This is a genomic window from Streptomyces jumonjinensis (genome assembly GCF_009600885.1).
Classification (GTDB): domain Bacteria; phylum Actinomycetota; class Actinomycetes; order Streptomycetales; family Streptomycetaceae; genus Streptomyces; species Streptomyces jumonjinensis.
In genome coordinates, this window is the sequence record NZ_VCLA01000201.1 from 181,399 (window position 1) to 202,810 (window position 21,412).

A 21,412-nucleotide genomic window follows, 5' to 3' on the forward strand; every position below is an offset into this window, starting at 1 on the left:
TGCGCCTACCCCGTGCGCCTACCCCGGCGGCCTCGCCGCCGTGATGTTCCGGTACGCGATCTCCGCCAGCGCTCCCTGCCCGTCCTTGCTGGGGTGGAACCAGTCCCAGCGGCTCAGCAGATCGTCGCTGAAGCGGTAGTCGAACACCGCCCCGCCGTCGTAACGGCAGCGCCGGTCCTTCCCGCAGACCTCCTTCAGCACGCCGTTGTACGCCACGACCCGGTCCCGCACATCCGCCCGCCGCTGCTGCGCCTTCGCGCTCAGATCCTCCGCGTCGCCCAGCATCGTGGAGCAGATGCCCAGCTTCCAGATCGCCCGGCCGAGCGGATCGTCCCGGCCGGTGGACCAGAGCCGCTTCAGATCCGGCACGCTCGACACGTACACCTGGGTCTTCGGCGCCGTACGCCGCAACTCCCGCAGCGCCCCGGTGAACGAGGCCCGGAAGTCCGCGACCGGCGTCATCAGCTCCGGCGAGTCGGCGCAGGCGTCGTTGGCGCCGACCATCACCGTGACCAGATCGGGCTTCTTCGCCGCGGCCTTGGTCATCTGCCGGGTCAGATCGGCGGCCTCGGCCCCGGTACGGGCGTAGTTCCAGGTGCGGTCGGCGATGACGGCGGGCTCGCCGATCAGCCGCGTCGCCAGACTGCGTACCTTTTCGTCGGTGCCGGTGGCCCAGGACGCCTCGGGGCAGTCGGAGAGCACCGCACAGGCGTCGAAGGCGCGGGTGATGGAGTCCCCGACGGCGGCGATGGAGTCGGGGCTGCGGTCCCAGACCGGTGCGGGCTTTCGCGCGGGGGCGCCGCTGGTCTGGGCCTCGGACGCCAGGTCGCATCCGGTGAGCACGCCCGTGGCGAGGACCGCGGCGGCGGTCAGGACCGCGGCGGCCCTCCGGGGCCGGGGGGCGCGTGCCGTCCGGAACGCCCGGATGGCCGAGGGCGGCTTCGCCCGATCGGTCGTATCTCTCCCGGCCGGTGCAGTGGCATGGTCTTCGCGCCTGTCGCGCATCACAGGATCCCCTCCGAATCGACTGCCCCCGAGGCCCTGCCGAGTGAAAGCTTGGTGCGTACGGCTCCTGGACCGAGGTTACGACACCCCACGGGCCCCTACGCACGGTAGCTTTTCCCCGTCGACCCGGTGGGCATCGTGTCCGGCGGCTCCGGCGGTTCCGGTAAATTACATCACGTCACATGCTGTCCCTTTTGTGGAGATTAACTCCCGATGCTGTTTACTGAGGCCGCTGGGAAGGCGATCCTCGTCCCACACTGGAGGTCCCGGTGACGACGACACGTGGCGTTCTGTACGTTCACTCCGCACCGCGCGCGCTCTGCCCGCATGTCGAATGGGCGGTCGCGGGCGTGCTCGGAGTACGGGTCCAGCTCGACTGGATCCGCCAGCCCGCGTCGCCGGGCACCTGGAGAGCGGAGTTCTCCTGGCAGGGCCAGGTGGGCACCGCGTCCAAACTCGCCTCGGCGCTGCGCGGATGGCATCTGCTGCGCTTCGAGGTCACGGCCGAGCCGTGTCCCACCGCCGAGGGCGAGCGCTACAGCGCCACCCCCGCCCTCGGCATCTTCCACGCGGTGACGGGACTGCACGGGGACATCCTGATCCCCGAGGACCGGCTGCGGGCCGCGCTGCTGAGGGCTTCCCAGGGCGAGACGGACCTCGCGGCGGAGACCGAGAAACTGCTCGGCAAGCCGTGGGACGACGAACTGGAGCCCTTCCGGTACGCGGGCGAGGGCGCCCCCGTCCGCTGGCTCCACCAAGTGGTCTGAGCGACCCGCCGGACCACCGGCAACAGGTCAGGTCAGGTCCAGGACACGCCGAAGGCCCGTACCCCCTCATCGGGAGCACGGGCCTTCGACAAGACCTACGCGTACCTGCTACCGCGCCGGATCAGACCGAACGGAACGCCAGCACCACATTGTGGCCGCCGAAGCCGAACGAGTTGTTGATCGCCGCGATCGTGCCCTCGGGCAGCGGACGGGGCTCGCCGATCACGATGTCCGCGTCGACCTCCTCGTCCAGCTGGTCCACATTGATCGTCGGCGGGGCCAGCCGGTGGTACAGCGCCAGGACCGTCGCCACCGTCTCGATGCCGCCCGCGCCGCCGAGCAGATGGCCCGTCATCGACTTGGTCGCCGAGACCGCGACATGGTCCAGATCGTCGCCGAGCACCTGCCGCAGCGCCTTCACCTCCGCCACATCGCCGAGCGGGGTGGAGGTGGCGTGCGCGTTGAGATGGACGATCTCCGCGGGCTTGAGGTCCGTCGTCGCCAGCAGATCGCGCATCGCCGCGGCGATGCCCCGGCCCGAGGGCTCCGGCTGCGCGATGTGGTGGCTGTCGGCCGACAGGCCCTGCCCCAGCACCTCGCAGTACACCTTCGCGCCGCGCCGGCTCGCGTGCTCGGCCGACTCCAGGATGACCACGCCCGCGCCCTCGCCGAGGACGAAGCCGTCACGGCCCTTGTCGTACGGACGGGACGCTTTCTCCGGGTCGTCGTTGTTCTTGGACATCGCCATCATGTTGGCGAACGCCGCCACGGGCAGCGGGTGGATCGCCGCCTCGGTGCCGCCGGCCACCACCACATCGGCGCGGCCGGAGCGGATCATCTCCACCGCGTAGCCGATCGCCTCCGCGCCCGAGGCGCATGCGGACACCATGGCGTGCACACCCGCCTGGGCGTTCACCTCCAGGCCCACATTGGCCGAGGGGCCGTTCGGCATGAGCATGGGCACGGTGTGCGGGGAGACCCGCCGCGAGCCCTTCTCCTTCAGTACGTCGTACTGGTCGAGCAGGGTCGTCACGCCGCCGATGCCGGACGCGATCACCGTGCCGAGCCGGCCCGGCTCGATCTTCCCGTCCTCACCGGCGGGAGCCGTGTAACCGGCGTCCGCCCACGCCTCACGCGCCGCGATCAGCGCGAACTGAGCGGAGCGGTCCAGCTTGCGGGCGAGCGGACGGGGCAGGACCTCGCTGGGGTCGACCGCCGCCGTCGCGGCGATCTTCACCGGGAGCTCGGCGAAACGCTCGTCGTCGAGCACCTTCGCTCCGGAGCGTCCGGCGAGCAGACCCTCCCAGGTCGATGCGCTGTCGCCACCCAACGGTGTGGTTGCGCCGATACCGGTGACGACCACGGTGCGATTGGTCGAGTTCACAGGAATTCAATCTCCACGTGTAGGGGGTGCTGAATGTTCACGACGCCACCGGGGATGGCGACAAGCGCATCAGATCCCGGGCGGGAATTACGCGGCCTGGTGCTTCGCGATGTAGTCCGCGGCGTCGCCGACGGTCTTCAGGTTCTTGACGTCGTCGTCCGGGATCTTGACGTCGAAGCGCTCTTCGGCGGCGACGACGACCTCGACCATGGAGAGCGAGTCGACGTCCAGGTCATCCGTGAAGGACTTGTCCAGCTGGACGTCCTCGACCGGGATACCGGCGATCTCGTTGACGATCTCGGCGAGACCGGAAACGATCTCTTCCTGCGTGGCGGCCATATGGCGCTCCTTCGATTCTGTGACAGAGAGTGAGGCGTCCGGATGATCCGGCAGCCGCTCCGGGGGTGACCGGCCCGGAATCCGGTCGGGGAACCGGCCCGGAGATTCCGGTTGACTAGGGGAGGGTAACGACCGTTGCCGCGTAGACGAGACCCGCCCCGAAGCCGATGACGAGCGCCGTATCGCCGCTCTTGGCCTGCCCGGTCGCCAGAAGCCGCTCCATCGCGAGCGGGATCGAGGCGGCCGAGGTGTTGCCGGTGGTCTCCACATCACGCGCGACCGTGACATGCTCCGGCAGTTTCAGGGTCTTCACCATCGAGTCGATGATCCGCATATTGGCCTGGTGCGGAATGAAGACGTCCAGGTCGTCCGCGGTGATCCCGGCCGCGTCCAGCGCCTGCTGGGCGACCTTCGCCATCTCGAACACGGCCCAGCGGAAGACCGCCTGGCCCTCCTGGGTGATGGCGGGGAACCGCTCGACCGTTCCATCGCGGTAATCCGTCCAGGGCACGGTCTGCATGATGGTGTCGGACTTATCGCCCTCCGAGCCCCAGACGGTCGGGCCGATCATCGGCTCCTTCGCGGGACCCACCACGACGGCGCCCGCGCCGTCGCCGAAGAGGAAGGCGGTCGCCCGGTCGCTCAGATCGGTCAGATCGCTCAGCCGCTCGACCCCGATGACCAGGACATATCCGGCCGAGCCATCGACGACCATGCCCTTGGCCAGGGTCAGCGCGTAGCCGAAGCCCGCGCACCCCGCCGAGATGTCGAACGCGGCCGGCTTGTTCGCGCCGATCTTGTCCGCGATCTCCGTGGCGACCGCGGGCGTCTGCTTGAAGTGCGAGACGGTGGAGACGATCACGGCGTCGACCTGCTGCGGGCTGATGCCCGCGTCGGCGATCGCCTTGCCGCCCGCCTCGATGGACATGGCGCTCACGGTCTCATCGGCGCCGGCCCAGTGGCGGGTGGCGATGCCCGAACGCGAACGGATCCACTCGTCGGAGGAGTCGATCGTCTCCAGGATGACCTCGTTCGGCACGACCCGGGTGGGGCGGTAGCCGCCGACACCCATGATCCTGGCGTACGGCGAGCCCTTGCCGGGATTGATCTTCGCCATCTCTTCGGCTCTCCTTGTCAGTCCGCGTCAGGCTGCTGAGTACTCGGCGGCGAGGCTGCGGGCGTCGTCGAGCTGGTCCGGGGTCTTGAGCGCGAGCGTCTTCACACCCGGCAGCGCGCGCTTGGCGATTCCCGTGAGGGTGCCGCCGGGGCAGACCTCGATCAGCGCGGTGGCGCCGCGCGCCGCGAAGGTCTCCATGCACAGATCCCAGCGCACCGGGTTGGCCACCTGGCCGACCAGCCGCGCGATGACCTCGTCGCCCGAATCGACGACCGCGCCGTCCTTGTTGGAGACATAGGGCAGCACCGGGTCGGCGGGCGAGAGCCCCGCCGCCGCGGCCTTCAGCGCCTCGACCGCAGAAGCCATATGCGGAGTGTGGAACGCTCCGGCCACCTTCAGGGGAACGACCCTCCGGACCCCCTCCGGCTTGTCCTCCGCGAGCGCGGCGAGCTGCGCGGCGGTGCCGGCGGCCACGATCTGACCCGCGCCGTTCACATTCGCCGGAGTCAGCCCGAGCCCTTCGAGATGCGCGATGACCTGCTCGGGCTCGCCGCCCAGCAGGGCGGACATACCGGTCTCGGCGATCGCGGCGGCGTCGGCCATCGCGAGACCGCGGGTCCTGACGAGACCGAGCGCCGCAGCGTCGTCCAGCACACCCGCGAAGACGGCGGCAGTGATCTCTCCGACGCTGTGCCCGGCGACCGCGCCCGGGGACACGTCACCGAGCGCGGACGCGGCCAGCAGACCGGCGGCCACCAGCAGCGGCTGCGCCACCGCGGTGTCGCGGATGTCGTCCGCGTCGGCCTTGACGCCGTAGTGGGCGAGGTCGAGTTCGATGGCGTCGGACCAGGCCGCGATACGGTCGGCCGCGCCGGGAAGGTCGAGCCAGGGAGTCAGAAAGCCAGGCGTCTGAGCGCCTTGGCCGGGAGCGACGAGTACGAGCACTCTCACACTCTCTCTTGTGTACGGCCCTGCCCGCCCGTGGGGACAGGGACGAAGAACCGTCAGGGGAATTGTTGGTGTCCCACAAAAGTCTAGGACTGCGGATCTCCATCGGCCAAGCGTCCGAGGATGAGGGCGATCCGCAGTGTGAACGCCGAGCGCACATCGGAGGGTGACCATCCGGTGACGTCTGTCACACGTCGTAGCCGGTAGCGCACGGTGTTGGGGTGAACAAAGAGCATTCGCGCCGCGCCTTCCAGACTGCTCGCCTGCTCCAGATAGACACTGAGGGTTTCCAGTAGTGCGGATCCAGCCTCTTCGAGCGGTCTGTAGATCTCCTCCACCAGCTGCTCCCGGGCGGCGGGGTCGGAGGCGATCGCGCGCTCCGGCAGGAGATCGTCCGCCAGTACCGGGCGCGGCGCGTCCTGCCAGGCGGAACACGCCTTCAGCCCGGCCGCGGCAGCCTGTGCCGATCTGGTCGCGGCGAGCAGATCCGGCACCACGGGGCCCGCGACCACAGGTCCGGCCGCATAAGGGCCGATCAGCGCCTTGGCGACATGGAGCGGGCTGTCGCTGCCGCCCGCGATGACCACCAGCCGGTCGCCGAGCACCCCGGTCAGCACCTGGAGCTTGGCGTGCCGGGCCGCCCGGCGGATCGCCTCCACCGTCAGCTCGCTGTCCCCGTCCGGCGCGGTGCCGAGGATGACGCACACATGCTCGGGCGAATTCCAGCCGAGCGCGGCGGCCCGCGAGACCGCGCCCTCGTCGGCCTCGCCGGAGAGCACCGCGTTCACCACCAGCGACTCCAGCCGGGCGTCCCACGCGCCCCGGGCCTCCGCCGCCTGCGCGTACACCTGGGCCGTGGCGAAGGCGATCTCACGGGCGTACACGAGCAGGGCCTCGCGCAGCACCGACGAATCGCCCGGCGCGGCCACCTCGTCGATCGCCGTCTCCATGACCTCGATGGTGGTGCGCACCATCTCCACGGTCTGGCGCAGGGTGATCGCCCGGGTCAGCTCGCGCGGCGCGGTGCCGAAGACATCGGTCGAGATCGCCTGAGGGGCGTCCGGATGCCTGAACCACTCGGTGAACGCGGCGATGCCGGCCTGGGCGACCAGACCGATCCACGACCGGTTCTCCGGGGGCATGGCCCGGTACCAGGGAAGCGTCTCGTCCATGCGCGCGATGGCGTTCGCGGCGAGCCGGCCGGATGACTGCTCCAGGCGGCGCAGCGTCGCGGAGTGCGGGTGGGCGTCGTTCGTTGCGGGTTCGGGCACGGGGACAAGAGTGCCTTATCGGGACGGCGGAGCTAAGTCCCGGGGTTCGCCGGGCGGTGACAACGCCCGTGCGGCGAGGGCTCGGGCCCTGGCACGGCGGCCCGACGGGACTTTGACGACACGACCTGGGCCCCGGGTGGCCTACGGTGGGGGCTGTGATTGACGTACGCCGATCGGCGGACCGCTACCCGGGCGGCGAGGCGGCCGAGGGCATCGACACCCGGCACGCCTTCTCCTTCGGCCCCCACTACGACCCGGACAATCTCCGCTTCGGCGCGCTGATCGCCTGCAACGAGGAGCGCCTCGCGCCCGGCGCGGGCTTCGGCGAACACCCGCACAGCCACACCGAGATCGTCACCTGGGTCGTCACGGGCGAACTGACCCACCGCGACTCGGCGGGCCACGCCACCGTGGTACGCCCCGGGGACCTCCAGCGGCTCAGCTCGGCCGCCGGGGTGCGGCACAGCGAACGCAACGACGGGGCCGAGCCCCTGGTCTTCGTACAGATGTGGCTGGCGCCGGACGAACCCGGCGGGGAGCCCTCGTACGAGATCGTGCGCGGGCTCGGCGACACGGAGCCGTACGCCCTGCCGCGGGCCGGCGCGGTGCTCCACGCCCGCAGGCTGCCGGCGGGCGGGCGTACGGAGACGCCGGCGGTGCCCGCGGTCTATCTCCATGTCGTCCGCGGTGAAGTCCGGCTCGCGGAGGCGGAGCTGGGGCCCGGGGACGCCGCCCGGATCACCGGCGGCGAGGCCCGGGCGCTGATCGCGTCGACCCCGGCCGAGGTGCTGCTGTGGGAGATGCGGGGCTGAGCCCGGGGGCCCAGGGGGGCCGGGACGTTCGGGCGGTGGTCCGAGCTGAGCCCGGGGGCCCGGGGGGCCCGGGAGATGCTCAGGCGGCGGTGGCCCGCAGTTCCGCGAGGACCGCGTCCGTGAACGGGGGCCAGGCATCGATCGCCCACGGCCCGAACGCCCGGTCCGTGAGCGCCACACAGGCCGCCCCCGCGTCCGGGTCGATCCACAGGAAAGTGCCCGACTGGCCGAAGTGCCCGAAGGTGCGCGGCGAGGACGAACCCCCCGTCCAGTGCGGCGACTTGGCGTCCCGGATCTCGAAGCCGAGGCCCCAGTCGTTCGGCCGCTGCCGGCCGTAGCCGGGCAGCAGCCCGTCCAGACCCGGGTACGCGACGGTCATCGCCGTCAGCACCGTGTGCGGATCGAGCAGCCGGGGCGACTGCACCTCGGCCGCGAACCGCGCCAGATCCGCCGCGGTCGAGACCCCGTCCCTGGCGGCCGACCCCTCAAGAGCCGTCGCGGTCATCCCCAGCGGCTCGAACACCGCCTGGTGCAGATAGCGGTCGAAGGGGATGTCCGTCGCCTTGGCGATATGGTCCGCCAGCGCCTCGAACCCCGCGTTGGAGTAGATGCGGCGGGCACCCGGCTCGGCGGTGACCCGGTGCTCGTCATAGGCCAGGCCCGAGGTGTGCGCGAGCAGATGACGGACCGTGGACCCCTCGGGGCCGGCCGGCTCGTCCAGCTCCACCGCGCCCTCCTCGTACGCGATCAGCGCCGCGTACGCCGCGAGCGGCTTGGTCACCGAGGCGAGGGGGAAACGGTGCGCGAGGGGCCCGTGCGAACCGGCCATGACGCCGTCCGCGCGGACGACGGCGGCAGCCGCGGTCGGTACCGGCCAGTTCTCGATCATCGCCAGGCTCTGCATGGGTATGAGCCTAAAGCCTCTGACCCGGCCATACGCCGGAGGGTGAGCCGCACCCGAGCTCTCCACTTGCCTGGAGCGCACTCCAGGGTTCTAGCGTTGAAGTATGACGCTGACCGAGAGCGGCAGCCGGGCGCTGCCGCGTCCCGAGGGCCGGGACCGCTACACGATCGGTGAGGTGGCCGCTCACACCGGGCTCTCCGCGGACACCCTGCGCTGGTACGAGCGGATCGGGCTGATGCCCCATGTCGACAGGACGCACGCGGGGCAGCGCCGCTTCACCAACCGTGATCTGGAGTGGCTCGCCTTCGTCGGCAAGCTGCGGCTGACCGGGATGCCGGTCGCGGACATGGTCCGCTTCGCCGAGCTGGTCCGGGAGGGCGGGCACACCGTCGCCGCGCGGCGGGAGCTGCTGATACGGACCAGAGGGGACGTACTCGGCCGGATCGCCGAGCTGCGGGACACCCTCGCCGTACTCGACTACAAGATCGACATCTATGGCGACGCGCTGCGCGCGCCGCTGGACGAGAGGGACTGACACGATGAGCGGGAACACGATCGCACAGGTGCGCCTCGGGACCGACGGGCCGCTGGTCGGTGTGCAGGGCCTCGGCTGCATGGGCATGAGCGAGTTCTACGGCGACACGGACGAACCGGCCGCCCGCGACACCCTCGCCGCCGCGCTGGACACCGGGGTCACCCTCTTCGACACGGCGGACATGTACGGGGACGGGGCCAATGAGAAGTTCCTCGCGCCGTTCTTCGGGGCGCACCGGGACGAGGTCGTCATCGCGACCAAATTCGCCATCGAGCGCGTCGGGGACGATCTTGCCCAGCGGAGGGTGCGCAATGATCCCGCGTATATCCGCTCGGCCGTGGAGGGAAGCCTGAAGCGGCTGAACGTCGATGTGATCGATCTCTACTACATGCACCGCCGCGACCCGGCCGTGCCGCTCGCCGAATCGGTCGGCGCGATGGCGGAGCTGGTGGAGCGCGGGCTGGTGCGGCATCTGGGGCTCAGCGAGGTCACCGGGGCGGAGCTGCGCGAGGCGCACGCGGTCCATCCGATCGCCGCGCTCCAGTCGGAGTGGTCGCTGTTCAGCCGGGATGTGGAGCAGAGCGCGGTGGGCGCGGCGGCGGAGCTGGGGGTGGCGTTCGTGCCGTACTCGCCGCTCGGGCGCGGCTTTCTGACCGGGGCGTTCACGGACGCCGCCAAGGAGCTGCGGTCGAGCGACTTCCGGGCCTCGCAGCCCCGTTTCACCGGGGAGAACGCGCGGACGAACGCGGCGCTGCTGGCGCCGGTGCGCCGGGTCGCCGAGGCGCATGACGCGACGCTCGGCCAGGTGGCGCTGGCCTGGGTCCAGCAGCAGGCCGAGGTGCACGGGCTGACGGCGGTGGTGCCGATCCCGGGCACCCGCAAGGCGAGCCGGCTCCGGGAGAACACGGCGGCGACCCGGCTGCGGCTGACCCCGGAGGAGCTGGCCCTGCTGGAGCCGATCGCGGACCGGGTGGCGGGGGACCGCTACCCGGACATGTCCTCGACGTCGGCGGCCCGCGAGTAGCCGGCCGGCCCGGGCCCCGGGCAGCGGTGGAGCCTGTGCGCCGGAGCGCCGATCCCCGCCGCCCCGGGCCGGGAGGGCCTCTCCCGGCGGGAGCTCAGTCCGTCTCCGGTTTGGCGACGGCCCAGGAGAAGGGGTCGATCTCGGGGTCGTCGGGGAGCGGTGCGGCCTGCTGGACGGCGCCCGGAGTCCGGCCGAGGCGTATCGCGCCTTCCTGGACGACGGATGCGACGAGTGTGCCGTCGGCCTGGTAGATCCTGGCGTGAATCAGGGCTCGCCCGTCGGCGAAGGACGGGCTCCGCTGCTCGTACAGGAGCCACTCATCGGCGGACAGGGGACGGTGGAACCACATGGCGTGGTCGAGGCTGACGGCGCTGCCGCTCCCGTCATTGGGCGATCCCGTGCGGTGGCAGGGAGAGCCGGAATCCAGAAGTGTCAGGTCCGACAGGTAGGCGACGAGGCAGTGGTGGAGCGCGGGTTCGTGTGCGGCTGCCCCGGGAGGCAGCTCCCGCACCCGGAACCAGACGCGTGTGACGGTACCGGACCCGCTCGTCCGAACTCCGGAAGGAGGCCCGGAAGGAGGCCCGGAAGGAGGCCCTGAAGGAGGCGTGGACGGTTCGCGCACGTACCGCAGATCGATGGCGTCGCGTACCTCCGAGAGCCGTCGGACGACACCGGGGTGCACATGCGCCGGTGGTTCGTCGACGGCGAGAGGGAGCCGGTGCGGGGCCGGCGCCGACTCCATCGGGTCCTGGTGATTCGCACCGGGCCGCGACACCGTCCTGGACGTCGACTTGAAGGACGCCGTCAGGTGGAAGATCTCCTGCTCCGTGCGGCCGAGTTGGACTGCCACGACCCGCCGTACGGTGAAGGAGTGGCCATCGCGGAGCCGCTCCACGCGGTAGGTGATCGGTGCGGCCGGGTCACCGCGGTAGAGGAAGTAGCCGTGCAGCGAGTGGGGTTCGCGTTCCCGGGGAACGGTGCGGGCGGCGGCGCTCAGCGCCTGGGCGACGATCTGGCCGCCGAACACGGCGGATGCGTCGAGCGGGACGGCCGGGCGCGACCGGAACGTGTCCGGTGCCGCCGGGTCGAGGGCGATGGAGTCGATCAACTGCTGGACGGGCGAGCCGGAGCGGGGAAGCACGGTCGTCATGGCCGTCACCGCCGGCCGGCGCGGATCGGGCGGACACCGGGTCCCCGGGACGGGGGCGGGGGCGGTTGCAAGCGGGGTGTCGGTGATCGCACGGGCTCTCCTGCTCTCCTGCTCTCCTGGCGGTGACGGACGTTCGGGTGTGCTCGGCGCGCTCCGCGTCGGCGGATTCCCGGGCAGTCTGGCAGCGCGGCGTGGAAGCCGGATAAAAGCCGAATTCAACGGCCGGGCGGGGGTTCCAGTTCCCGAGGGGCTCTACCCGCGGCCCTCGGCCGGGACCGAGGCCAGTGCTTCCTTGTACCAGGTCTCGTACCGGGGAAAGCGTGTGGGGAAGCCCGGTCCGGGGGTGAGGCCCAGGGCCGACCAGAGGGGTTGGCCGTCGAACCACTGGTCGCTGGTCATCATGGACAGATCGTGCTCGGAGCCGCCGTACGCCCGCAGGTGCGCGTATGCCTCGTCGCGGGTCAGGTCCCGGTCCGGCCAGGGGGTGGACGAGGCGGCGGCGACGGCACGCAGAAGCACATGCCAGGCCAGGGGTTCGGGGTGACAGGCGTGATAGACGGACGCGGTGAGGCGTTCGCGGGGTGCGAGGGCGGTCGCGACCAGGGCCCGGGCGAGATCCTCCGCCGCGATGGCCGACACCCGGGCGGACCATCGGTTCACCGTGCCGGGCAGGGTGCGCACCATCCGGGCCAGCGCGGGAACGACCCAGGTGTCCCCCTCGCCGTAGACCAGGTGGGGGCGGATGACGATGCCGCCCGCGGCCAGGACGGCGTCCTCGGCGCTCGCCCGGGTTCGGGAGGTGACCGAGGCCGGCGCGCGGTCGAGGTCGTCCGGACGCTCGCCCCGGAAGGTGCCGCGGCCGTACACCGCCGCCGTGCTCAGCTGGACGATGCGGGTGACGCCCGCTCGGCGGGCCTCGTCCATGAGCGCTGCCGTGCCCCGCGCGTTGACGGCCTCACACAGCTCGGCGGGGCCGCCGATCTGTGCCGCGCAGTGCAGCAGGACATCGGCGCCCTCGCAGACACCCGCCAGCGAACGCGCGTCGGTGAGATCGGCCTGGACGATCCGGGCGCCGGGTGCGGTGGCGCGGACCTGGCGGCGATGGGAGGTCAGGCGCAGTGAGAGGTCATGGAGCTCCGCCTCCCGGACGACATGTCGCTCCGCCTCCCGGACGACATGGCGGCCGATGAAGCCGGCGGCGCCGGTGATGACGACGGTGGTGGTCATGGGAGGCTTCCTCACCGGTCCGGGTGCGGACGCAGCACGACGGCGGCGGAGAAGACCGTGGCGCCGCGTTGTGTGCCGCGGATGCCGACGGGTATGCGGCCCGTGAGGTCCGGCTTGCCGGGCTGGGCGTCGATCCAGCAGGGGGCGTCGAGGTCGGCGTACCGCTCGAAGACGCTGTCGAGTACGACGGGAAGCGCGTCCGGCAGTCCGGTGGCGGCGTGCGCGGCTTGGCGGGCCGATTCGATGAGCGCCATGCCCGGCACATGGTCCACCGGATGGTCGAAGAGGATCGGGTGCGAGGTGTCCACTCTGAACTGCCACTGGTGGCGGCGGTGGTGCGGACCGGCGGCGGCCAGTACGACGTCACGCGGGTCGGCTCTGCCGACGACGGCCGGCGGGATGCCCGGGGGGACCGGCAGCGGCGTGGTGGTGGACCGTTCGCCGCGCAGCCGCCGGTATACGGACGGACTGGCGCAGCTGAAGGCGGCCTCGGCGGTGGCCGCCCGCACGCCGTCGCGCACGAGCGTCACGCGGTAGCTCATGCCCGCCAGCCGGCCGGCGCGGCGGACCATGTCGTGACAGGTGACGCGCAGTTCGACCTCGGTGGGAGCGGGTCCGGTGGTCAGCGCGTCGGGGGCCGCGGAGAAGGACAGGCTCCGCATCAGGAACTGGTGGCCGAAGGCGACACCGTACTCGGCATGGGCCAGGAGGGTGCCCGTCTGCCGGACCGACTCGGCGAGCAGCAGCGGGTCCTGGTAGCCCCCCGAGGGGGTGAAGAGGGCATGGCCCCGGGGCCACTGGGCGGTGACGGTGAAACAGTCCGCCCCGCCTGGTTCCCATGGTTCCCAGCGGGTGAGGAAGACCTCGGACACGGCCGCGCGGTGGACGTACTCACGCGGGACGGTGGTGGTGAGACCCGGTTGCCCGGTGGTGAGACCGGGTTGCCCGGGGATGGGACCCGGTTGCCCGGTGCTGAGACGCGGTTGTCCGGTGCTGACGGCGCGGGCCACCGGGGTGGTACGGGAGGCATCGAGGGCGGTGCTGCCAGCGGTACGAGTGGTGCGCTGCATGCAAATCCTGTCTCTCTGCGGGCAGGGCCGGCGACCGCGCTGTCGTGAGCCCTTGCTTCCTTGGTGGCTACAATCAACCTTGTCCGCAATGAAGATACAGACATGTCGGTTTGGTTTTGTGGATTATGAAAAGATCACGAATGGTGTGAGGTGGAGATGGCTGTACAGGAGCGGGGCGAGCGGTCCAAGCGCTCGATCCTGGAGGCAGCCGCGAGCGTTTTAGACGAGCGGGGATACGACGCCGCGAGTACGACGGAGATCCTCGCGCGCACCGGACTGACGCGAGGGGCCCTCTACCACCACTTCCCTTCCAAGGAAGCCATCGCCGCCGCGATGGTCGCCGCACAGAGCGAGGCTCTGGTGGTTCCGGAGCGGGCGGTGAAACTACAGGCCGTGATCGACCTCAGCCTGGAGTACGCCCGGCGCCTTCAGTCGGATCCGGTGCTGCGGGCGAGTGTGCGGCTGACCGTGGAGCAGACCTCGTTCACCAACCCGGGGCGCACTCCGTATCAGCAGTCGGTGGAGGCGCTCCTCGGTCTCTTCCGGCAGGCGGAGCGGCAGGGTGAGACGCTGCCCGGCCTCGACCTGGAGGAGGTCACGCAGTACATCGTGGGGGCGTTCACCGGTATACAGCTGATGTCGCAGGTGTTCTCGCGGCGCGAGGACCTGATGGACCGCGTGTCGGCGATGTGGCGGCTGCTGCTGCCGGGAATCGCCACCCCCGGCCTGCTCCCACGGCTGCGGACGACGCCGTCGCCGTCGACCGCGGCGCACACCGCACACGAAGAGAGCCTGTCCTCCGAGGGCTGAAGGACAGGCATGGGGCCATGGCGTCGTCAGTTCCCCGGCTCGCCGCTGTCGGCAGCCGTGGCCGTCGGGCTCACGAAGAGCGGACGCAGTGTCCGCCATATGCGGTCGGATGTGGCGGGCGACCACCATGTCTCGTCCGCGTGTCCGAGCGATTCCAGGCCCGCCATGAGCACCATGGCGAGGTCGACCAGGTCGCCTTCCTTCGAGGGGAGTTCCGGCAGCAGGGTGCTCACCCGCCGGCGGACCGCGGTCAGCACCTCCTCGCGCAGCCGGCGGTCGGAATCCGAGGAGCCGTCGGGGTCCAGTTGCAGACCGGCCCGCACGATGGGCTCGTCGCGCAGGGCCTGGCTCAGCGCGGAGCTGAAGCGGGAGAGCGCCCCGTGGGCGGCCTCACGGAAGGCGGCTTCCCGGTTCGGGGCGTCGAAGGCGGCTTTCTGATCCGGGGCGTCGAAGGCGGCGTCGATCATCGCGCTCGTCTCCTGGCGTGCCTCCTCGTGCACGGCGACCACCACGGCCTCCTTCGTGGCGAAGTGGTGATAGAGCGCTCCCCTGCTCACACCCGCGCTTTCGCAGATGTTGACCAGGCCGGCCTCGCGCAGGCCGCCGTGGCCGATCAGCTCGGCAGCGGCGCGAATGAGGGTCTGGCGGGTCTGCTCGGCTCGTTTCTGCATCGGGCGGTAGGTGTCCTTCCACGCACGAGGGACGGATGGCGGGCAGCCCTGCCGGCGCGACGGCGGCCTACGACCGCCGCGCGCTCTCCCCCGATGGGTGGCGTCGACACTGAACCGCCGATAAGGGGGTCAGTGAACCACCAGAATCCTTAACCGTACAAGTCTGTCTGTTTTTGGGCTCTCCGATCGCGCCATCCGGGCCGCGTCCCGCCGGGCCGGCCCGCGTGCTCTGCCGCCGAAGCCGGCAAACCCCGCTCGACTCGCCAACTGGGGCCGCTGTCAAACTCGTTGACAAACAGACAAGTATGTTTGTTATGGTCACGTAGTCGCCGAACGTCTACAGAACCCACACGTTGAGGAGTCTGATGGATCACTCGACTTCCCAGATAAGGCCGCCGGACGGGGGATCTCCGGCGGCTGCCCCGGGAGGCGTGTTCGCCGAGGCACTGCATGAGGGGCTGGTCCGCACGGTGCGAGGCTCCTCCTACCAGCGGGCGGCGGCCTCGCAGGCGGTGCCTCTGACATGTCCGGCGCCTTCGACGCCTCTCGGCGACACCCGGCACGGGGACGAGGCGGGGCCGTCGCTTCGGCCGAGGGCCTGGGCCTTTGAGCCGGAAGCGATCCTGGACAGGTTCAGACTCGGCCTCCCGGCGCTGCTGCCGCCGTCCGAACGTGAGCCCTCCGCCCCGCCCGCGGTGCTGGTGGCCTTCGCACGCCGGGCCCTGGCGGGCGCCGGGCGGCACGACCGCGAGCCTGCCCCCGCAGAGCCGCTCCCGGCCGCTGTCGGCGGCGTCCTGCCCCACCAACTCATCGCGGCAGTCGGCCTGTTGTACGAGTCCGCGCTGATTCACGCGCTGGAGAGCTCACATGCCCTCGGCGGGACGGCGCTGCCGCGCGCGGTGAATGTGCTGCGGGCGCTGGCGGACCCCCTGCGCGCCGCCGCGGCGGCGTTCTGGTGGGGCGACGACGACTGGAGCGAGTCCCGGCGGCTCGCCCGCCGGCTTCACGACGAACTCGGCAGCGTGCTGGCCGTGGCCCTGCACCGCATCGAGCTCAGCGAGGACGATCCGGAGAGGGCCGCGATCCATCTCGCGGTGGCCAGGCAGGCCCTGCGCGAGGCCGCCGCGGAGAACCGGAGTCTGATCGCCGGCCTGCGCCGGAGCACGTACACGCCGCCGATCAGAGAGGCCCTCCAGTCCTTCCTGGCCGACCTGGCGCCGCATGCGCACGTCACCATCCAGGTGGTCGGCGACGAGACGATCGCGCCCGAACGCTGCCGCCGTGAACTCTTCCTGATGCTCCGCGAGTTGCTGCGCAACTGCCTGGCGCATGCCCGGGCCGAGCGGGTCGAGGTGACCGTCCGCACGACCAGACGGTGGGTGTACGCCCGCGTCCAGGACGACGGTGTGGGCTTCGTCGCGGGGCGCATCGTGAGCGGTCCGCACACCGGACACGGCCTGATCTCCATCCGTGAGCGAGCCGAGGAACTCGGAGGGCGGCTGCGCGTCATGAGCGGACCCGGCGAGGGCACCCGCGCGGAACTGCATGTGCCGCTTGGCGCACGACCGTGACGGGGCCCGGCGCTTCACCGTCGGCCGGGGGATCCGTCTCCCGTACGCGCATCGTCCTCGCCGACGATCACGCACTGTTCCGGGAGACCCTCGGCGACCTGCTGAACGCGCAGCCCACGCTGACGGTGGTGGGGCACGCCGCCGACGGCGCCGAGGTCGTACGGTGTGTGGCCGCCGCACAGCCGGATGTGCTGCTGCTCGACCTCCACATGCCCCACAGCCATGGTGCGAACACGGTACGCGACATCATCCGTGCTTCCCCGCGCACCCGGATCCTCTGCCTCTCCGCCTATGCGGAGTCCTATCTGGTGGACGAGGTGCTGGCGGCGGGAGCCCGCGGCTTCCTGCACAAGGGAATCGACCGGGCAGCCCTGCTCACGGCGATCGAGCGCAGTCTCACCGAGCCCCGCCGCCTGACGGTCCTGGTCCCCGGCGGGACGGCGGCCCGCGTGCCGCTCGAAGAACCGCTCTCCCGCCGCGAGCACCAGGTTCTGGTCGGCGCGGCGTCGGCGAAGAGCAACCGGCAGATCGCCGACTGGCTCGACATCACCGAAGGGACCGTGAAGCGCCATCTGAACAGCGTCTTCCGGAAGTTGGGCGCGGTATCCCGCCTGGACGCGGTGAACAAGGCGGTCCGGGCGTCCCTGATCCCCGCCCCGGCCATTCCGGTCGCGGCAGCGCGGCGGTCTCCGGGAAGACGCCTCGCCCCGGAGACCGCCGCCGACCCGGCCTTTCACCTATCCGATGGCGGAGGGACGCCGTAGCACGGCCGCGCCCACCGATCCGTCGTGGCCCACCGATGTGACCAGACCCCAGGCCCCGGTCGTCGGCGCCGCGCCGCCGGCCCAGTGCGCCAGCAGCGCGGCCAGCTGCAGCCCTCCGCCGGCGCTGTAGGTCTCGCCCAGCACATCCTGTACACGCAGGAGTTCGGGGGTGTGCCCGGCCAGTCCCCGGCCGCGGCCACGGGCCTCGACCGCACTCCAGCCCGCGCCGCCGCTCGCCCCGGCCGAGACGACGCAGACGTCCTCGGGGGCGGCTCCGCTCGCGCGCAGCGCGTCCTCGACGCATCGTGCGAGGCTTGCCGCGACCGCGTGCGGTCCCTCGTCGAGGGGGGTGAAGGCCACCTCGCAGGCGGTCAGTTCGGCCAGGGGCGTCCCCGCGGGAGCGCCGCCGCCCGCCTCCAGGACGAAGACGGCGCTGCCCTCGCCGAGCGCCGCCTGCTCGCCCAGCGCACCGCTGCGCTGCCAGGCCCAGGCCGTCTGCGCGTTCAGCTCCTCCACCCCGCCGGTCAGCAGCCGGTCGGCCCGGCCGGTGAGCAGCGCACTGCGCGCGAAGCGCAGCGCGGAGAGAGCGGAGATCGCCCCACCGGCCAATGAGGCGTTGAGGCCCGTGTAGGAGTGCCGCATGGCCACTTGGCTCGCACAGTGGTTCAGCAGCAGCCCGGGAAACAGGGCCGGGCTCACCAGGTAGGGCCGCTCCGCCTCGTACGACTCACGGAAGAACTCCGCGAAGGCACGGGCGCTGCCGGTGCTGGTCCCCATCACCACTCCGGTCCGGGCCCGCTCCTCGGGGCCGACCAGCGCCGGGAGGCTGTCCAGCGCCAGCTCCGCCGCCGCCATGCCGAGCGTACTGGTACGGCTGAGGGCGCCGAGTCCCTTGCGCCCCAGATACTCCCGCGGGGCGAAGTCCGGTACCGGCAGCAGCCGTACCCCCGGTGGCGCGGGATATCCGGCCAGCGCCTCGGCGCCGCCGTCACCTGACGGAAGGGCGCCGGAGCGCACCGACTCGTACAGGGCTTTGCCGCCGGCGCCGGCCGCGCTGAGTACGCCGTACCCCGTGATCCGGACGACGGTCGGTGCGGTGCCGCTGCTCATTCGGGCCTCCCCAGCATCACGATGGCGTTGTTCCCGCCGAAGGCGAACCCGTGGTTCTCCACGATTCGCGGGTGCGCGGGACGGGCCCGTCCGGGGACGCAGTCCAGGTCCGGGCCGAGTGCCGGATCCACGGAGCGGACCGTCGCCGTCGGCGGCAGAAACCCCTCCCACAGGGCCATGCAACAGGCCAGGGCGCCGAAGCCGCTGGCCGCTCCCATGGTGTGGCCGAGCATCGACTTGATGGAGCTGACGGGCGGGATGCGGTCGCCGAACACCGCCCGCACCGCCGCGATCTCGGTCGAGTCGTTGGCGGCCGTCCCCGTGCCGTGCGCGCACACGTAGTCGACCTCCTCGGGCTTCACTCCGGCGTCCTGGTGGGCCAGGCGGATGCACTCGGCGATGCCGTCCCGGTCCGGCTGGGTCGGGTGCTTGGCGTCGCAGGTGATGCCGTAGCCCAGCACCTCGGCGTAGATACGGGCGCCCCGCGAGAGAGCGCTGTCCCACGATTCGAGAACCAGGGCCGCTCCGCCCTCCGCGGTCATGATTCCGCCCCGGTCCTCGTCGAAGGGGCGGCACAGGTCCGGGGCGATGGCGCCCAGGCGGTGGAAGCCCGCGTGGGTGGCGCGGTTCACCGCGTCGGCTCCGCCGGCGATCATGACGTCGGCCGCGCCACTGCGGATGAGGTCGAATCCGTACCCGATCGCGTAGTTGCTCGCCGAGCAGGCGGTGCCGAAGGTCTGGGCCTCGCCGTGCAGCCGTAGTTCGGTGTTGACGGCGGCGGCGATACGGTCCGCCGAGGCCCGGGCGGCGAGAGCCCCGTCGATCTCGCCGATGCCTTGTGCCAGCCACTGCTCGGTCAGTTCCTGGAAGGCGACGGCCTCCCCGTTGGTGGTGCCCATGGCGCTGCCCGCCCGAGCGGACGACAGGGCCTCGGGATCCCAGTCCGCGTCCCGCACGGCGAGCCGGGCGGCCGAGGCGGCGAACTGGGCGCTACGGCCCCACTTCTCGGCCGGCAGCCGCTCAAGGTGATCCTGTGGCCGGAAATCGTGCACCTCGCCGGCCTGGGTGTGCCGGAATCCGGTGCTGTCGAACGAGGCGATGGGGGAGACTCCGCTGCGGCCCTCGCGGATGGCCTCGGTGAACGCCTTGACGCCGATGCCGACACTGCTCACGGCGCCGAGGCCGGTGACCGCGACGCGGCGCAGCCGGGGCTCAGACATGCGCCGTGGCGGTGTGACGCTCGATCAGGGCGTAGGCGGCGCCGAGGTTGTCGAGGTCGGCCAGCTCCTCCTGGGGTATCTCGATGCCCAGCTGCTTCTCGAAGCGGGAGAAGATCTCGATGATCAGCAGCGAGTCGGCGTCGAAGTCCTCGGTGAAGCTCTGTCCCTCGCCGATCTCCTCGGCGGACACCTCCAGTACGTCCGCCACGATGTCCCGGACGCGGGTGCGCAGCTCGGGAGCGAGTTCCTGGCCATGGTCGACCGACATGTATGTGATCCCTTCGGAAGGGCGGCGGTGCGAGCCGCCCGAGTCATGTGCCACAAGCCGTACGGCGCGCGTTCCGTGTGACGCGTGCCGAGACCGCCCACGGAAACACAATGTGAATTACAGGACGGCCGGCGGAGCGGCTGTCACCGGCAGAGCGGCCGTCAAATGCCTTACGGCTTCCTCGATGCAGCACTCTGCCATATTGCAGCCATTGCCGAGAACCCTTGCTGATCAAATTAGGCCCCTCTTTCATAAGGGTTTGATGCACATTCCATTTGCTCTGGAAAGACTCGGTGTATTGCGGGGCGGGATCGTCCCGCGGCTGGAAGCAGAGGGGACTCCTGTCATGAGAACGAACCCGCTGGTGAGCATCGTCTCGGCGGCCGTGTGGCTGCCCCCGGACAGGGACAGCGCGGAGAGCGCCGTGGCAGAGCAGCGGGTCGAGGCAAAGGCGGCGCGGGATCTCGGTCACCCCTGCCTGCCGGTCGCCCAGGACGTCTCGGCGCCCGAAATGGCCGTGCTGGCCGCCCGGGAGGCCCTGCGCCTCGGCGGGGTGGCCGCGGCCGATACGACACTGCTGCTGCACGCGTGGATGCACTACCAGGGCCACGACCTCTGGTCTCCGCCGCACTACATCGCCCACCAGCTCGGCGCGCACAACACCGTTCCGGTGGGGATCCAGCAGATCTGCAACGGCGGCGCGGCGGCCCTGGAGCTCGCCGCCGCCAGGCTCTCCATGCGCTCCGTGCTCTCGACGGGAACGGGCCCGCGCCACGCCCTGGTCACCACCGCCGACCGGTTCACCGAGCCCGGCTTCGACAGATGGCGCAGCGACTACGGCGCCGCCTATGGCGACGCGGCCACGGCGGTGCTGCTCAGAGCGCCCGCCGACCCGGATGACCCGTTGCTGCTGCGAGCTCTGCACACGGTGGCCGCTCCGCACCTGGAGGCCATGCACCGGGGCACGGACCCGTTCGCACGGCTCCCCAGGGAGAACTCCTCCGTGGTCGACATGCGCCGGACCAAACGCGCCTATCTGAGCGAGCACGGGGCCGCGCCGTTCAAGAAGGTCAACGAGGAGATGATTCAGCGCGTGGTCCGGGGTGCGCTGGACGACGCCGGACTCGCGGCCGACGACCCGCGTATCCGGTTCGTCCTCCTGCCCCGCCTCGGGCGCAGAATGCTGGACGGAGCCTGGATCCCGACGCTGCGCGACCTCGTCGCGGCCCCGGCGGTCCGCTGGGGGAGCGACACGGGGCATCTGGGCACGGGAGATCTGCCCGCAGGACTGCACGAGGTGCTGCGCCGGCCCGCGCTCGGCCCTGGGGACATCGGTCTGCTGCTCAACGCGGGCGCGGGCTTCACCTGGTCGTGCGCGGTGGTCGAAGCACCGGCCGCGCGCTGAGAGCGGTGGGCCGCCGGGGGGTCACCGGGGAGTCACCGGG

Annotated in this window: 22 protein-coding genes; 8 read left to right on the forward strand and 14 right to left on the reverse strand. The window is 71.3% G+C overall.

Annotated features, from left to right (window positions below):
- Positions 1-18: 18 nt before the first annotated feature.
- Entirely contained in the window at positions 19-1,005 is a 987-nt protein-coding gene (locus FF041_RS36545) for an SGNH/GDSL hydrolase family protein (protein ID WP_153526935.1), read from the reverse strand.
- A 269-nt stretch (positions 1,006-1,274) separates the two neighbouring features.
- Between FF041_RS36545 and FF041_RS36550 the strand changes: the two genes are divergently transcribed.
- The gene (locus FF041_RS36550; protein WP_323371316.1) at positions 1,275-1,772 is read left to right on the forward strand and encodes a DUF3145 domain-containing protein; all 498 of its coding nucleotides are present in this window, start codon (positions 1,275-1,277) and stop codon (positions 1,770-1,772) included.
- Between the two features lie 121 nt (positions 1,773-1,893).
- On the opposite strand, the gene fabF is transcribed toward FF041_RS36550, so the two are convergent.
- From fabF to FF041_RS36575, 5 genes are all read right to left on the reverse strand, one after another.
- Positions 1,894-3,156: a beta-ketoacyl-ACP synthase II gene (fabF, locus tag FF041_RS36555; RefSeq protein WP_323393684.1), complete on the reverse strand. Its 1,263-nt coding sequence runs from the start codon at positions 3,154-3,156 to the stop codon at positions 1,894-1,896.
- A gap of 87 nt (positions 3,157-3,243) precedes the next feature.
- Positions 3,244-3,495: an acyl carrier protein gene (locus tag FF041_RS36560; protein ID WP_153482090.1), complete on the reverse strand. Its 252-nt coding sequence runs from the start codon at positions 3,493-3,495 to the stop codon at positions 3,244-3,246.
- A gap of 115 nt (positions 3,496-3,610) precedes the next feature.
- Positions 3,611-4,612 carry a ketoacyl-ACP synthase III gene (locus FF041_RS36565; protein ID WP_153526937.1) on the reverse strand — a complete coding sequence of 334 codons (1,002 nt, stop codon included), beginning with the start codon at positions 4,610-4,612 and terminating at the stop codon, positions 3,611-3,613.
- A 27-nt stretch (positions 4,613-4,639) separates the two neighbouring features.
- Positions 4,640-5,557, reverse strand: a complete 918-nt coding sequence (locus FF041_RS36570; RefSeq protein ID WP_323393685.1) for an ACP S-malonyltransferase — start codon at positions 5,555-5,557, stop codon at positions 4,640-4,642.
- An 89-nt stretch (positions 5,558-5,646) separates the two neighbouring features.
- The gene (locus FF041_RS36575) at positions 5,647-6,831 is read right to left on the reverse strand and encodes a PucR family transcriptional regulator (protein WP_323371319.1); all 1,185 of its coding nucleotides are present in this window, start codon (positions 6,829-6,831) and stop codon (positions 5,647-5,649) included.
- Positions 6,832-6,986: 155 nt separating this feature from the next.
- Between FF041_RS36575 and FF041_RS36580 the strand changes: the two genes are divergently transcribed.
- Positions 6,987-7,643, forward strand: coding sequence for a pirin family protein (locus tag FF041_RS36580; RefSeq protein ID WP_323393686.1), 657 nt, complete (start codon positions 6,987-6,989; stop codon positions 7,641-7,643).
- Between the two features lie 79 nt (positions 7,644-7,722).
- Here FF041_RS36580 and FF041_RS36585 read toward each other — a convergent pair whose 3' ends face one another.
- Positions 7,723-8,547 carry a serine hydrolase domain-containing protein gene (locus tag FF041_RS36585; protein WP_153526943.1) on the reverse strand — a complete coding sequence of 275 codons (825 nt, stop codon included), beginning with the start codon at positions 8,545-8,547 and terminating at the stop codon, positions 7,723-7,725.
- A gap of 103 nt (positions 8,548-8,650) precedes the next feature.
- Between FF041_RS36585 and FF041_RS36590 the strand changes: the two genes are divergently transcribed.
- Entirely contained in the window at positions 8,651-9,082 is a 432-nt protein-coding gene (locus tag FF041_RS36590; protein ID WP_153482096.1) for a MerR family transcriptional regulator, read from the forward strand.
- 4 nt (positions 9,083-9,086) lie between these two features.
- The gene (locus FF041_RS36595) at positions 9,087-10,106 is read left to right on the forward strand and encodes an aldo/keto reductase (protein ID WP_153526945.1); all 1,020 of its coding nucleotides are present in this window, start codon (positions 9,087-9,089) and stop codon (positions 10,104-10,106) included.
- Between the two features lie 94 nt (positions 10,107-10,200).
- On the opposite strand, the gene FF041_RS36600 is transcribed toward FF041_RS36595, so the two are convergent.
- The 3 genes from FF041_RS36600 to FF041_RS36610 form a co-directional block, all read right to left on the reverse strand.
- Complete coding sequence (locus FF041_RS36600; RefSeq protein ID WP_153526947.1) at positions 10,201-11,256, reverse strand: acyl-CoA thioesterase; 1,056 nt, start codon at positions 11,254-11,256, stop codon at positions 10,201-10,203.
- A 252-nt stretch (positions 11,257-11,508) separates the two neighbouring features.
- Positions 11,509-12,483: an NAD-dependent epimerase/dehydratase family protein gene (locus tag FF041_RS36605; protein ID WP_153526949.1), complete on the reverse strand. Its 975-nt coding sequence runs from the start codon at positions 12,481-12,483 to the stop codon at positions 11,509-11,511.
- 11 nt (positions 12,484-12,494) lie between these two features.
- The gene (locus FF041_RS36610) at positions 12,495-13,553 is read right to left on the reverse strand and encodes a ScbA/BarX family gamma-butyrolactone biosynthesis protein (RefSeq protein WP_153526952.1); all 1,059 of its coding nucleotides are present in this window, start codon (positions 13,551-13,553) and stop codon (positions 12,495-12,497) included.
- A gap of 156 nt (positions 13,554-13,709) precedes the next feature.
- Here FF041_RS36610 and FF041_RS36615 point away from each other — a divergent pair, with 156 nt between their 5' ends.
- A complete protein-coding gene (locus FF041_RS36615) occupies positions 13,710-14,363 on the forward strand; it encodes a ScbR family autoregulator-binding transcription factor (RefSeq protein ID WP_153526954.1) in 654 nt (217 codons plus the stop codon).
- A gap of 26 nt (positions 14,364-14,389) precedes the next feature.
- On the opposite strand, the gene FF041_RS36620 is transcribed toward FF041_RS36615, so the two are convergent.
- Positions 14,390-15,034, reverse strand: a complete 645-nt coding sequence (locus FF041_RS36620) for a TetR/AcrR family transcriptional regulator (protein WP_153526956.1) — start codon at positions 15,032-15,034, stop codon at positions 14,390-14,392.
- Positions 15,035-15,465: 431 nt separating this feature from the next.
- Here FF041_RS36620 and FF041_RS36625 point away from each other — a divergent pair, with 431 nt between their 5' ends.
- A complete protein-coding gene (locus FF041_RS36625) occupies positions 15,466-16,605 on the forward strand; it encodes a sensor histidine kinase (RefSeq protein WP_153526958.1) in 1,140 nt (379 codons plus the stop codon).
- Complete coding sequence (locus tag FF041_RS40495; protein ID WP_153526960.1) at positions 16,602-17,369, forward strand: response regulator transcription factor; 768 nt, start codon at positions 16,602-16,604, stop codon at positions 17,367-17,369. The genes FF041_RS36625 and FF041_RS40495 overlap by 4 nt, the downstream gene beginning before the upstream one ends.
- Here FF041_RS40495 and FF041_RS36635 read toward each other — a convergent pair.
- Genes FF041_RS36635 through FF041_RS36645 form a run of 3 tightly spaced genes read right to left on the reverse strand, consistent with a single transcriptional unit; the run spans position 17,343 to position 19,967 of the window.
- The gene (locus FF041_RS36635) at positions 17,343-18,479 is read right to left on the reverse strand and encodes a beta-ketoacyl synthase N-terminal-like domain-containing protein (RefSeq protein ID WP_153526962.1); all 1,137 of its coding nucleotides are present in this window, start codon (positions 18,477-18,479) and stop codon (positions 17,343-17,345) included. The two genes, FF041_RS40495 and FF041_RS36635, sit on opposite strands and share 27 nt — an antisense overlap.
- Positions 18,476-19,699: a beta-ketoacyl-[acyl-carrier-protein] synthase family protein gene (locus FF041_RS36640; RefSeq protein ID WP_194292336.1), complete on the reverse strand. Its 1,224-nt coding sequence runs from the start codon at positions 19,697-19,699 to the stop codon at positions 18,476-18,478. The genes FF041_RS36635 and FF041_RS36640 overlap by 4 nt, the downstream gene beginning before the upstream one ends.
- The gene (locus FF041_RS36645) at positions 19,692-19,967 is read right to left on the reverse strand and encodes an acyl carrier protein (RefSeq protein WP_153482109.1); all 276 of its coding nucleotides are present in this window, start codon (positions 19,965-19,967) and stop codon (positions 19,692-19,694) included. Before FF041_RS36645 ends, FF041_RS36640 begins: the two co-directional genes overlap by 8 nt.
- Before the next feature lie 346 nt (positions 19,968-20,313).
- Between FF041_RS36645 and FF041_RS36650 the strand changes: the two genes are divergently transcribed.
- The gene (locus FF041_RS36650; protein WP_153526964.1) at positions 20,314-21,372 is read left to right on the forward strand and encodes a ketoacyl-ACP synthase III family protein; all 1,059 of its coding nucleotides are present in this window, start codon (positions 20,314-20,316) and stop codon (positions 21,370-21,372) included.
- Positions 21,373-21,412: the final 40 nt, after the last annotated feature.